This is a genomic window from Roseovarius sp. CAU 1744, from assembly GCF_039839345.1.
Classification (GTDB): Bacteria; Pseudomonadota; Alphaproteobacteria; order Rhodobacterales; family Rhodobacteraceae; genus Roseovarius.
In genome coordinates, this window is sequence record NZ_JBDOQV010000003.1 from 188988 (window position 1) to 201954 (window position 12967).

At 59.8% G+C, this 12967-nt stretch carries 7 protein-coding genes and 1 tRNA gene; 2 read left to right on the top strand and 6 right to left on the bottom strand.

Annotated elements, in window-relative coordinates; all coding sequences use genetic code 11:
• Window position 1: 1 nt before the first annotated feature.
• Genes rfbA through rfbC form a run of 4 tightly spaced genes read right to left on the bottom strand, consistent with a single transcriptional unit; the run spans window position 2 to window position 3356 of the window.
• A complete protein-coding gene (rfbA, locus tag AAFO92_RS07390; protein WP_347534076.1) occupies window positions 2-868 on the bottom strand; it encodes a glucose-1-phosphate thymidylyltransferase RfbA in 867 nt (288 codons plus the stop codon).
• On the bottom strand, window positions 865-1722 hold the full coding sequence (gene rfbD, locus AAFO92_RS07395) for a dTDP-4-dehydrorhamnose reductase (RefSeq protein ID WP_347534077.1): 858 nt from the start codon (window positions 1720-1722) through the stop codon (window positions 865-867). Before rfbD ends, rfbA begins: the two co-directional genes overlap by 4 nt.
• A gap of 24 nt (window positions 1723-1746) precedes the next feature.
• Window positions 1747-2787 (bottom strand): dTDP-glucose 4,6-dehydratase, encoded by a 1041-nt coding sequence (gene rfbB, locus AAFO92_RS07400; RefSeq protein WP_347534078.1) that lies wholly within the window; start codon window positions 2785-2787, stop codon window positions 1747-1749.
• Window positions 2784-3356, bottom strand: coding sequence for a dTDP-4-dehydrorhamnose 3,5-epimerase (gene rfbC, locus AAFO92_RS07405; RefSeq protein ID WP_347534079.1), 573 nt, complete (start codon window positions 3354-3356; stop codon window positions 2784-2786). Before rfbC ends, rfbB begins: the two co-directional genes overlap by 4 nt.
• Before the next feature lie 228 nt (window positions 3357-3584).
• Here rfbC and AAFO92_RS07410 point away from each other — a divergent pair, with 228 nt between their 5' ends.
• The gene (locus AAFO92_RS07410) at window positions 3585-4658 is read left to right on the top strand and encodes a DUF2793 domain-containing protein (protein ID WP_347534080.1); all 1074 of its coding nucleotides are present in this window, start codon (window positions 3585-3587) and stop codon (window positions 4656-4658) included.
• Between the two features lie 16 nt (window positions 4659-4674).
• Here the strand turns inward: AAFO92_RS07410 and AAFO92_RS07415 are convergent, their stop codons facing one another.
• On the bottom strand, window positions 4675-6996 hold the full coding sequence (locus tag AAFO92_RS07415; RefSeq protein WP_347534081.1) for a calcium-binding protein: 2322 nt from the start codon (window positions 6994-6996) through the stop codon (window positions 4675-4677).
• An 843-nt stretch (window positions 6997-7839) separates the two neighbouring features.
• Here AAFO92_RS07415 and AAFO92_RS07420 point away from each other — a divergent pair.
• Window positions 7840-7915 (top strand) — tRNA-Thr (locus AAFO92_RS07420).
• A 137-nt stretch (window positions 7916-8052) separates the two neighbouring features.
• On the opposite strand, the gene AAFO92_RS07425 is transcribed toward AAFO92_RS07420, so the two are convergent.
• Complete coding sequence (locus AAFO92_RS07425) at window positions 8053-12966, bottom strand: tetratricopeptide repeat protein (protein ID WP_347534082.1); 4914 nt, start codon at window positions 12964-12966, stop codon at window positions 8053-8055.
• Window position 12967: the final 1 nt, after the last annotated feature.

A 12967-nucleotide genomic window follows, 5' to 3' on the forward strand; every position in this document is an offset into this window, starting at 1 on the left:
ATTAGAGCTTTTTCAGATACTTGCCGTAGTCGTTCTTCATGTATTTCTCGGCCAGCGCCATTAGTTCGCCCCGGCTGATGAAACCCATCTCATAGGCGATCTCTTCGGGGCAGCCGATTTGCTGGCCCTGGCGTTTCTGGATCGTGCGAACGAAGTTGCCCGCGTCCAGAAGGCTGCCGTGGGTGCCGGTATCAAGCCAGGCATAGCCGCGGCCCATGCGCTGCACGTCCAGCGTACCCTCGTGCAGGTAAATCTCGAGCAGCGAGGTGATTTCAAGCTCGCCACGGGCAGAGGGTTTGACCTGCCTGGCCTTTTCCGGCGCGGTACCGTCGACGAAGTAAAGCCCGGTGACGGCGTGGTTCGACGGCGGTATTTCAGGCTTTTCCACGATTTCGCGCACGGTGCCATCCTTGTCGAAATCGACGACACCATAGCGTTCCGGGTCGGCCACCTGATAGCCAAAGACCGTGCCGCCGGTTTCCTTCCGGTCGGCCTCTTCCAGCAACTCGGGCAAGCCGTGACCAAAGAAAATATTATCGCCCAGAACCAGGGTAGAGGGCGCACCGGACAGAAAATCCTCGGCCAGGATGAAGGCCTGTGCCAGCCCATCGGGCGAGGGTTGCGCGATATAGGTAAAGTTCAGCCCCCACTGGCTGCCATCCTCCAGCATCCGCTTGAACTGGTCCTGGTCTTGCGGGGTGGTGATGATCGCGATTTCGCGTATGCCCGACAGCATCAGCACGCTGAGAGGATAGTAGATCATCGGCTTGTCATAGATCGGCAACAGCTGTTTCGACACGCCTTTTGTGATCGGGTAGAGCCGCGTGCCCGAGCCGCCCGCCAGAATGATGCCTTTGCGTTCAGTCATGAAGGGGTTCCTTTTTCGAGGTCGCGCAGGATGTCGGCCAGACCGCTGCGCCAGTCAGGGCGGGCGATGCCGAAAGTGGCCTCGAGGGTCGAGCAATCCATGCGCGAATTGTGCGGCCTTGCTGCGGGTGTCGGATAGTCCGTACTTGGAATATCCGCAACCTCGCAGGCAATGCCGGACTGCACGAAAATCTCGCGGGCGAAATCGGCCCAGCTGACATCGGGCGCGCCGGCGAAATGGTAGGTGCCGGACCTCTTGGGGTCGGCGATCAGGGCCCGCGCCATGCGGTGACAGGCCGTGGCGATGTCACGGGCGGGGGTCGGGCCACCGATCTGGTCGGCGACAATGGTCAGGCGGTCGCGCTCTGCGCCCAGACGGAGCATGGTCTTGACGAAATTCGCACCATGCGCCGAAACGACCCAGCTGGTGCGCAGGATCGCATGGGTACCGCCGACAGCGCGGATAGCTTCTTCGCCCCTGAGTTTCGAACGGCCATAGGCGCCAAGCGGGCCGGTCGCATCCCCCGGTTGCCAAGGGGCAGTTCCGCCGCCTGAAAAGACGTAATCGGTCGAGATGTGGACCAGCGGGATATCCAGATCGGCGCAGGCGCGCGCCATCGCACCGGGGGCGGCGCCATTTATCAACGTGGCCACGTCCTCTTCTGACTCGGCCTTGTCGACGGCGGTATAGGCAGCGGCGTTGATCACCGCCTCGGGGCGCGATCCGGCAATCTGCGCCGCGCAGGCGGCGGCGTCGGTCAGGTCGGCCTGGTCCCGATCCAGACACGTCACGCCCGGCAGGTGCGCCAATTCAGTGGCCACCTGCCCGGTTTTACCGAAGACGAGAATTGTCATTCAACCACTCCCTGCCGCCCCGGTTCAGCCGGTCTTGCCCAGACGCTGGCCCACGCCCTCGCGCGATTGCAGGGCCCGCCACCAGTCCTCGTTGTCCAGATACCATTGCACGGTCTTTTCCAACCCCTGCTCAAGCGTCACCGATGGCCGCCAGCCCAGTTCGGTCGCGATGCGGGTCGGGTCGATTGCATAGCGCAGGTCATGGCCGGGACGGTCGGTTACAAAAGTGATCTGGTCGGCATAGGGCGCCGCAGCCGGGCGCTTCTGGTCAAGGATGGCGCAGATCATGCGCACGATGTCGATGTTCTTCGCCTCGTTCTCGCCGCCGATATTGTAGCTGCGGCCCAATTCGCCCTTTTGCAGCACGGTCAGCAGCGCATCGGCGTGGTCCTCGACATAAAGCCAATCACGCACGTTTTCGCCTTTGCCGTAAACCGGGATCGGTTTGCCGCCAAGCGCATTCAGTATCACCACCGGGATAAGCTTCTCCGGGAAGTGATAGGGCCCGTAATTGTTCGAACAATTGGTCATCACGATCGGCAGACCGTAGGTCTCGGACCAGGCGCGGACCAGATGGTCGCTGGCGGCTTTCGAGGCCGAATAGGGCGAATTGGGGGCGTAGGGGGTTTCTTCGGTAAACTGACCCTCATCGCCCAGGGTGCCGAACACTTCGTCGGTCGAGATATGATGGAAGCGGAAGCTGTGGGGCTTGCCCTGGGCGGTCCAATAGGCGCGCGCCGCCTCAAGCATGTTGTACGTGCCGGTAATATTGGTCTCGATGAAATCGCCGGGCCCGTCGATGGAACGGTCCACGTGACTTTCGGCCGCCAGGTGCATCACGGCGTCGGGCCGATGGGCGCCGAACACGCGGTCCAGCTCGGCGCGGTTACGGATATCGACATGCTCGAACGCATAATTCGGATCATCGCTGACCGGCGCGACATTATCCAGACAAGCGGCATAGGTCAGCGCATCCAGGTTGACCACCTGATGACCGTCGCGCACGGCCTGCCGCACCACCGCCGATCCGATAAACCCCGCACCGCCCGTTACGATCAGTTTCATGTGGAGGGTCCTTCGAAAAGAAAGGGGCTGTCGAAATCGGCAAATAACGGGGCGGCGGCATCTTTTTCGCTGAGCACCGGATCAATGCCGTCAAGTGGCCAGTCAATCTCCAGCCCCGGGGAATTGAACCGCACGGCGCCGTCGCAATCGGGCGCGTAGTAGTCCGAGCATTTATAGATGATCTCGGTATCCGGCTGCAGGGTCACAAACCCGTGCAGGAAGCCTTTGGGCACCAGCAGCTGCCTGCCGTTCTCAAAACTGAGCACCGTGCCGAACGCTTGCCCGAAAGTCGGCGAGCCCTTGCGGATATCCACGGCGACATCAAAGAGCGCGCCGCGCCCGCAGCGCACCAGCTTGTCCTGCGCGTGGGGCGGCGATTGGAAATGCAACCCCCGGACAGTGCCCTTTTTCGCGGAGAGCGAGTGATTGTCCTGCACCCAGTCATGGCTCAGTCCTTGCTCGGCCATGACCCGGCGGCTCCAGCTTTCCGAGAAGAACCCGCGCTCATCGCCAAAGCGCCGCGGTATCAGGATTTTGACGCCATCGAGATTTGTGTCCTGTACTTCCAATCTACTCTCCGCAGGTGCGTTGCTGGGGCCGTTTAACAAGCCCGGGCAGGTGAGTCACCCCTTTGGCGTACAAGCGAACATGGCAAGTGGACAAGAGCGAAATCCGGTGCCGTTCTCGCCAACTGATGGCGAGACTAAAGAAAAGATTAAAAGCAGGGGCGGCGGGCACAGGGATCGGCAAACTTTGGTCCGCATTTTTCGGCTGAGTTTTGAAACAGGGATTCTGCCATGCCGGACCAATTGCCCAACCTTAACCTGCCCATCCTGTCCCCCTCGCAATCGCAGAAACACGTGACCCATAACGAGGCGCTGCGGATCCTCGATGTAGTGACGCAATTGGCCGTAGTTTCGGACGTGATCGACACGCCGCCCACCGACACCGGTGAAGGGGCGCGCTATCTGGTGCCCGCCGGCGGACAGAATGAATGGGCAGGACAGGATGGTCAGATCGCGAGTTATGAACAGGACACCTGGGTCTTTTACGCGCCGCGGGTCGGATGGCGGATCTTCGTCATCGACACCGGGCTGCTGAAGGCCTTTGACGGCACGGCCTGGCAGGCGGTCGGCGGCAGCCTGCTGGAAAACCTGACCGGGTTGGGTATCGGTGTTGACACTGCCAGCGCGCCGTTTTCCGCCAAACTGAATGCCGCGCTCTGGACGGCGCGATATGCCGCCGACAGCGGCAGCGGCGATCTGGTTCAAACCCTGAACAAGGAAACACCCGGCGGTGATGCGGGCTTCGTGCTGCAGACCGATTTCGCCACCCGCGCGGTTCTGGGCCTTTTTGGCAGCGACAACCTGCGTATTGCCGTCACGCTCGATGGCACCAATTTCCGCGACGGTTTGGAGATTGATGCCGGTACGGGAATTGTCAGCCAGCCCAATCTGCCACGGTTTTCCGGCAGCACGAATTTCGACAATTTCGGCGCAGCGGATACCTGGGTGAAAATTGCCATCAACACTCTGGCCTATAACGATCAGGCCAGCTTTGACGCCGGTACCAACGTCTTTACCGCGCCGGCGGACGGCTTCTATCAGTTCGGCGGGCACCTTCTGTTCAAACAAGATACCAGCAGCGCGGCACGCATCAATGCGCGAGTGCTGAAGAACGGAACCTCGCAGCTTGCCGGCAGCTTCGGCGGGATCACCGGGGATCATGTCGACGGGATCACCTTCGTGAACACCCAGGCAACAGCCGTTCTGTCCGCTGGCGATACGGTCGAGCTTCAGGGTATGTTCAGCGGCGCCTCAGGTTATTTCCAGGCCGACGAGACAGCGTTCTGGGGCTACAAGGTGGGTTGAGCACCCACCGATCAGGCTAGAAGACAAACAGGCTGTCGCTCAGATCATCAAGACTGCGCACCCGATGGAGAGTGATCATCTGGTCATTTCCGAATTCATCTTCACCGAAGTTCAGCCGAACGGTTCTGCCCAGATCTTCACCATAGGTACTCAGAATCTCAGCTGCGGACATTGTCGGGTCACTCAGTAGCGCATCGTCGATATACAGCAGGTCAAATCTGGTTGAGAAATCCTTGATCCAGTCATTGCCTTCGGTGAAGTAGAATGTGTCGGCACCGAACCCGCCACCAAGGTTGTCATCGCCCGCGCCCCCGATAATCGTATCGTCGCCGCCACCCCCGCGGAGGCGGTCGTTACCCGCGTCACCGTTCAGGTGATCATTGTCACTATGACCGACCAGGATATCAGCGCCCTCGCCGCCAGACAGGGTGTCATGCCCCCAGCCGCCCAACAGCTTGTCATTTCCGGCGGCCCCTCGAAGGTCGTCGTCGCCCGAACGTCCGGCGATAAAGTCACGACCCTCGCCCCCGTCAAACCAGTTCTGACCGTGATCGCCAATCAGCGTGTCGCCGAAATCGGTTCCCTCGATCCCCTCGATCGAAAAGAACTGATCCTTGGCCACATCGCCTCTTTCCCGCCTGCCGAATATCATGTCTACCTTGATACGCGATGTGGCGTTTTCATAGGACACGATGTCAAACTCACCGCCTCCGACAAAGACGTCCCTGCCCCCGGCGGAGTAGAATATGTCCTGACCGGCATGACCAAAAAGAACATCGTTGCCCGACGTGCCGTAATGCTCGCTGTCCAGATCGGCAGCTTGGGGCGCGTTGGTGATAATCGAATGGCTCGGATTGATCGTGATACGTTCGATCAGCTCGGCCGGTTCAAGGGTGCCGCCATCATGTGACCTCACACTTACCATGTACCCCCCGAACGAGATATCCACCCGGTCGGCGTAGGCCACGAAATTCAGCTGCGAAGTATCATGCAGGAGAAACCAGCCGGACAGATCCAGCAAATCCTCGGCCACGTTGAAATCATCGATTCGGCCCCCATCCTGCGCATCACCGAACACAAAGACATCCGCGCCCTGCCCGCCGATCAGTCGGTCCGCCCCCTGCCCGGCGATGAGAGTATCGCCGCCGTCGCCGCCGGAAAGAACGTCATGTCCGGCCCCGTGACCGCCAAACAGGACATCGTCCCCGGACCCGCCCGTCAAGATGTCATCATCCGCACCCCCAACTTCGACGACACCCGCCACACCCAGGTCAAACGTCAGTTCTGTCAGGCCTGTCTCGGTCGCGCTGGCGGCGAAAACATGCAGGACATTGCCTTGCACCTGTGCAGCCAGGCCCGAAACATTCTGCAATGTCACCGCGTCACTGTCGGCGATCGTGGCGTGGTGAATCAGGCGGCCATCGGGCAACAGTTCGAGAAGCGTAAACCCGTCATCCGCACCCGCCGCCAGAACGAAGGCACGCCCGTTTGTTTCGACAATTTCAAGCTCGGAAATTGACGCAAACCTGGTGCCCTGCCCGTCAATCACATGATCGCGCGCAATCAGCTCGCCGGTATCGGATATTTCGAACACGCTGATTGACGAACTGCTGCCGGCGGCAACGATGCCGAAACTCTGTCCGGCAATGTTGACAACGCGCAGGATTTCCGGCGCGACAAGCCCAAGCCCATCCATCACGCCAAGCGTATCAGCAAAGGTCAGCGTCCCGTCATTCGCCACGCGGTAAGACAGGATCTCGTTGCCGGCCCGGTCGATGGCCAGTGTCAGCCCGGTGCCACCGACCTCGATCATCTCGATATCCACGATCTCGCCCCCTTCGACCGTGATCGACTGGACATGTGCAAGTGTGAGGTCTTCATTGACCGATTGAACAGAGAAACCGGACTGCCCGCCCTGGGCCGTCGCCAACAAGCTCAGCCCTTCCAACTGCGCCGACACGATCGCCGTCAGCGCGCTGGTCAGTCCCGAGGTCGGCGCAAGCGCGAAACCTTCACCGAAACTGCCTGTAACGTCGATATCATAGGCATTGTGCAGTACGTCGCCGCCCCCGGAAAATACCGCGAACGTATCGGTACCGGTTGAAACGATCTCCAGCCCGGTTGCCGGCATCTGCCCCTCGCCGGTCGCAAAAACCTCCGCAGCGCTTTCCTGCAGCTCGCCCGCCATGACGTCGAACACACTGATCTCGTTTTCGATCCTGCTGGTCGCGAATAACCGCCATTGGTCACCGAACAGCGCTGCATCCAGATCACTGATGCCGGCAAGAGGCCCGACCAGCGCATTGGCAAAAACCGATGATGACGTAAACTGTACCATTTGGGGCTCCAGAAACTTCCTTGCCGGAAATATCGGAGGACACGGCGGCGAATCCGCGGCGAAGCTGGTTACGCAATCAGGCGAATCCACGGCCCGAACAGACGTTTTTCCTATATTTTGAAATGATTATGAGTGGGATTCTTTATTGTCCCATAATCTTTCTAAACCAATGCCTTAACCGGAAGGAAAAGATGCTGCGGCACGACCGGGAACGGCTGCCGGCACCCCAGATACCCACACCTGGGCCCGATCCTACGGTGACAACCGTCTGCGATTGCCACATTTGCGCCGAACTCGATCCTCAGCTGTGCTGAATATGGCGAGATTGTGGCAGAATTTCGTGACAGTCACAGCGCGTTCAGCAAAAGGGAATGTGTGCATCGGCGCCATTTCACGCCGTCCGAAATGTTTTGGCCTGACCATTACCAATGTTTTCGGTGACGCATACCGACATCCAAGACCAAGCATCGGCATCGCCCGAGGCAAGAGGGTGATCGTCATGTCGCGCATGGCGGGTTCGCCCGCAAGATGCTGCAAGTTAACGCCAGCGCTGTACAGGTCTGCCATAAGGCGGCGGCGCGGTCTGAGGCGACGCCATCTGATGATATCCCGGCTTACCCAACAAGAAATTCTCTTTGAACCAGCGGATCGCAAGCGAGAAGCGGAATGTCACTACCCCTAAACCTCGGTTGATCCGACGGAACCGGAAACCGGCAATCAGAAAAGGGGCGTTCCAACAGTATTGCAATGCGCCGCTCATGCCGCTAAAACCCGCTCGATTCCTGCGGCGATCGGGCCAATGGTCTCGTTTCCTTGGACGCAGACACCACAGCGCCATCGAATGCCCCTATAGCTCAGCTGGTAGAGCAACTGATTTGTAATCAGTAGGTCCGCGGTTCGAGTCCGTGTGGGGGCACCATTATCAGATTGGTACCCTTCAAATATTTGCGCGCCTTGAAGAAAAACCGGCGGTCTTCATCCAGATGTGATGCTGGGCGTTCCCGGCGGCCGCTGACAAAGGCGATACGGTCAAGGATACCGGGCCGCCCTTGTTTGTCACTCTTGTTGGGCAAGCAGATTCCGTTCGTTGCGGAGGAATGCTGCCAGATCTGCTTTCAGCTCAAAGGCTTCGGCGGTATCCAGCATTTTCTTCGCGTCTCCGGACCTGCCAGCGACCCGATAAGCCTGCGCCAGATGGGCGATGATTTCGACACTGTCCGGCGCCTCGCTTTTCGCCTGCTCCAGGATATCGATAGCCTTGTCCGTCTGGCCGGATTTCAGCAACGCCCAGCCATATGTATCAGCGTAATTGGGATCATCCGGCGCGTCCTTTCGCACCAGCTCTGACAAGTTCAGCGCCACCTCCGGGTCGACATCGGCCAACAGCAATTCATACGCAACGTTGTTGCGGTCCCTGGCATGGTCCGAGGATTCCTTTTCGTAAAGCTCGTGCAAAAGGAAACCGATATGGTCGTCGCGCAATTTGCGTGCGGCGGCCTCGGGCATGTTCCGGCTAGACGAAATCACAGTTACAATTCGATCCACCCGCGTTTCATGCCGTTTCAGTCCGATGCGTTCAAAGGCGACTGACTTGCCGGCTTCCTCGCCATTCAGGCGGACACCCTGTTCACGGTCGGATATGCGGATCAGGCTGGCCTCCAGATCGGCGATAACAGGTTGATCGTTCAGCATTTCAATCAGGCCTGTTCGTTGCAGTTCAAAAATCGCGTGGAACAATGCGCGCCCATAGTAGACAGTGCCAGAGGCCTGCCAGAGCTCGGGATTCTCAGGATGGGGCCAGATCGCGAATGGCCGCATCACCGCCTGCGCGCGATCAAACTCTTCTTCTCCGGCGGTTTCGGAGAAGGGAATATCTGCCGTGCTCTCCACGATAGAGAAACTGCCCTCGTCGCCGTTCACGTAATGCGTAAAGAACCGCAGATATGCTGCGACCTGCTCTTGCGTGTTCAGAACGATTGGGGTTTTGGCATTGGCCTCGTGGATCGGCGGTGATGTCCCCGACAAACGGAAAACACTGTCTCCATTGGTCACCAGAAAGGCAATCAGCCTTGCCTGATCCCCTACGCCCAACTGCATTTCGACCAGATAGCCATCGTCATAGAAACTCAACCTGGTAGACCGGATGTAACTCACCTCGGACACATCAAACCCGGGCACACCTGCGGTGATCGTGTCCAGCATCCCATTGAACGCATCCCCTTCAAGAGTGTGCCAGACGGCTTCGTAAAGCGGCGGGCGCACCCAGAAGATCGCTTCGCCTTCCAACTCGTCCATGGTCAGTTCACGCAGTTTTTCGCGAGCGAGTGCGCCGATGACCTCTCCGGTGTCGTTGCGTGCAACTTTCGTGCTAGCAGCTTCCGCGAAAACGGCCTGGTCGACAGCTTCTGAAATCAGAACCGAGGCCTCGCGCAGGCCCCGAGAAATGCCTTGCGCCCCCTCGTCCGCAGAGCCGGACATTTTTTCTGACAGCTCCTTGGCTTCTTTCGCCAACGCTTCCAGTTGCCTTTTGTTTTCTATCAGCGAGTCAAACCTGTCTGTATCGGCCACGTGCTTCGCAACCAGGTCGTCCAGCCGCGCGACATCCGTCTCGTCCAGCAGTTCCTCGCCCAAGCCGACGACGTTCCGCATGAGCTTGACCGCATTCTCGATCGACCGGAAATACTCTCTTTCGCGAATGCCTTTCGACCCTGCCGCGTTCATCGCGCTGTCGAAGGCATCACGATAAAGTTCAATCGCTTCCGCTTGCTTACCCGCGCCGCGGGTTGCCTCGGCAGATGACCACAGATAGCTCGTCTGATTGTTCGTCCAGCGGTATTCGCCGGGCGCGATTTTCAGCAAGGCGTCGGCTTCGCGAAAACCAAGATCGTAGGCACGAGCCCATTCCTCCTCGCCCAGACGTTTGGCGCCGGCAAAAATCAGCTGGTAATGAAGAAACTGACGTTGAGCGAGGTTGAAATAGGCATTCGATTGCGGGCTGTCAGCCACGGGATGCGCGCTCATTGCGGCCCGGATCGTTTCTTGGATATCGGCGTAGTTGACCTCATCCCGGGTCAGCATGAAGAGATCGACATAGGCGGCCAGCATCTTGGCTTCTGAAAGCAGCCGGCTGTCGACAGACGAATCATCGTTCAGGCTCGCCACGCTGTCATGCAGCTGCTGCCGTGCGATGGCTTTCGCGTTGCCTTTGTCCCCATCGCGAGCGACAACATATTGCCACTCGTAATACCGCAACCAAGGTTCACGAGAGATGCGTTCCGTTCTTGGCATCCGCGCCGCGCGCAACTCCAACAACAAATCGTTGGCTGCGGAAAGATCCCTGCTTGCCTGGCCCAGCTGTCCCGCGTCGATTGCGTAATTTGCGCGAAGGGTAAGGGCGCCCAGCAACCGGCTGCGGTACCGGCGGTTGGTCGTATCCAGGGCGCATAGCGTCTCGGCGATCCGCACGGCACTGTCCATGAATTCAACGGCGCGCAGCGATTTGTTGTCATTGTCGTTGGACTCCGCGGCCTTCATCCCGTTGAGCATGATCTCGGCAAGGCCCAATTCACCCTCGTCGAATCCCTCAACGCGCTCAAGGAAATCAACGGCGCGCTGCGCGCTGATCTGCAACTGCGGATAATCAACCCCATAGCGCGTATCAGCATCTATTTTGCGCACGGTGTTCGCCGCAAACCCGTTTGCCATCACGACGGTATGGGCCAGTTCCGCCAGCGCCAGTTGCTTTTGCCCGAACGCTGCCGGATCACGCTGGCGGTTTCGGGAAACCTGGGGCGCCTCGATGATCGCCATTTGCCGATCAAACTCGGACCAGATCTTTCTTGCCGTGTCCAGCAGCCTTTCGTGAAGGTGCCACTGTTTCGCGATTTGAGCGTCGGCCAGAAGAATTTGCGCCTGCCGCGCCAGGTAACCCGGCGTTTCCGGGTCGGTCAGTTCGTTCTGCTCCTGTGCCCGCTGCAACCAGCGATCCGCGCTTTCCAGGCGCGCATAGACGCGGTGGAAATCAGCCAGGGCTATTGAACTTCTGATCTCCAGTACCGGAGCCGGCGACCAGTCTGCCGGTTTCTCCAGAAGCAACGCCTCAAGCTGTCTTGCGTAATCCTCGGCTTCGTTCCAAAAGCCGCCGGCACGCAGGGCATCAAGGCTTGCCAGAAGGAATGTCGCCCGCTGGTCGACGAATTCCACGTCATCCGCGCGGCTCTCTGCAAGCGCCGCGATGGCCGCTTCAGTGTCACGGATCAGGCTGTATTTGCTGGCCACCGGGATCGTGTCATCCGTATCCAGGGTTTCGACCAGGCCCGTCGCCAATGATTCCGTCACGGCCAGGAAATGCGCTTCATTGACCTCGGCGGTATTGCGCAACGTGATGGCTTCGTCGCGCTTTGCCTGCGCATCGAAAAAGAAGAACGCCGCGGCGATTGCCGTTGCCGACGTCGCCGCCAGAAAGAAACGCAATGTGCGCTTCTCTCTTGCATCTTTCTCCTGCCGCGCCTTCTGGCGCGCTTCCTCGGTTTCCTGCGACCTGCGCAGATAGGCCGCCAGGCCCTCGAAATCCGAGGTATAGCGCTGCCCCCAGTCGGCCGAAGGCTGATCGTGTTCCCACCAGCTGGTGATATTGGCCAGATCAAGCCCCGACAACAGGTCGCCCTCACCGGCTTCGTACCGGCTCCTGGCATCGGCAACGCGGCGCATCACCGCCGCGGCCCGCGCTTCGTCCAGCATCCATTCGGACAGCTTCGACCATTGCCGGATCAGGCTTTCGTGGCTGATGTCGATGACGGAATCGTCGCTTAGCGGGACCGATGGCGGCGGCCGCAGAAAATTGACCTCTTCGCTGCGGAAGACTTCGACGATCGCGCGCACCTCGTCGACCGGCAGGCCGGTTTCCTGTGCCAGGCGCCCCAGGGCGACCGGGCGGCGGCTTGCGGTGATGATCGAATTACCGTCGACCAGGGCGCGAAAGATCTTTTCGCAGGCCGTCAGCTTGTCCGAACCCAGCTCATCCAGGACCTGGCCCCCATGCTGGTTCAGCGCGCCCTTCATGCCGCCCAGGTCTTCATACTTGTCGTAGCTCAGGTGTTGGGCGTCCTTGCCGACAACCTCTTCGCGCCAGATCCGGTTCAGCACATGCTGCATCACCGGCAGCTGGTCCGCCCGGCGCGACAAGGCACGCAACTGGTCGCCGCCACCCTGTTCATCAAACGGCGCAAAGGTCGCCAGATCGTTCAGCAGCCGGTTGACCAGGGCGGGTTCGACATCCCTGCCGAACATGCGGGCCGGCCCGACGATGGCCTTGCGGCAGCCCTCGCGATCCATGCGCGGGGTCAGGTAGGTGCCCGCGTTTATGGTTTCGGCAAGGTCGGGGATCAGGACGCAGGCACCCAGGAACTCCGAGCGCATCGTGATGACGACATGCATACGCCCCGCATCCTCGCGGCTGGCATGGATGAGAAGCTGCACAAAGGCCTCTGCCTCCTCGCGGTCATCGTAATCGCCGAACCTGAATAGCTCTTCGAACTGGTCCACCAGCAAGAGAAGCTGCACGTCAGATGGCAAATGGCCTTCGTCCAGCCATTCGATCAGCGACCTCGGGCCGCGGCGCAAAAACCATTCGAGGGATTCGATATCATCTTCCGAGGGGTCCTCCCGACCCTCGTCCCCAGCCGAAACCTGAAGCAGCCCCCGCGCCAGGCTTCGGATCGGCTGACCGCCCGGCGCCATGTCACAGAAACGCCAATTGGCACCGGCCGGATGCAGGCCCAGTTCCAGCCCATCCAGCAGCCCGGTCCGAACCAGAGAGGATTTGCCGGTGCCCGACGCGCCCAGCACGGCCAAAAACCGCGTCTGGCTGAGGCGCAGTATCAGCTCGTTAACCGCCGCATCGCGGCCAAAGAACAAGTCCGCCTCGTCGCGGTTGAACGCGCGCAGACCCGGATAGGGCAGACGGTCCATC

Bases quoted from the DNA above. Each gene is read 5' to 3' on its own strand.
- rfbA (WP_347534076.1), bottom strand. From the start codon at position 868: ATGACTGAACGCAAAGGCATCATTCTGGCGGGCGGCTCGGGCACGCGG.
- rfbD (WP_347534077.1), bottom strand. From the start codon at position 1,722: ATGACAATTCTCGTCTTCGGTAAAACCGGGCAGGTGGCCACTGAATTG.
- rfbB (WP_347534078.1), bottom strand. From the start codon at position 2,787: ATGAAACTGATCGTAACGGGCGGTGCGGGGTTTATCGGATCGGCGGTG.
- AAFO92_RS07410 (WP_347534080.1), top strand. From the start codon at position 3,585: ATGCCGGACCAATTGCCCAACCTTAACCTGCCCATCCTGTCCCCCTCG.
- AAFO92_RS07415 (WP_347534081.1), bottom strand. From the start codon at position 6,996: ATGGTACAGTTTACGTCATCATCGGTTTTTGCCAATGCGCTGGTCGGG.
- AAFO92_RS07425 (WP_347534082.1), bottom strand. From the start codon at position 12,966: ATGGACCGTCTGCCCTATCCGGGTCTGCGCGCGTTCAACCGCGACGAG.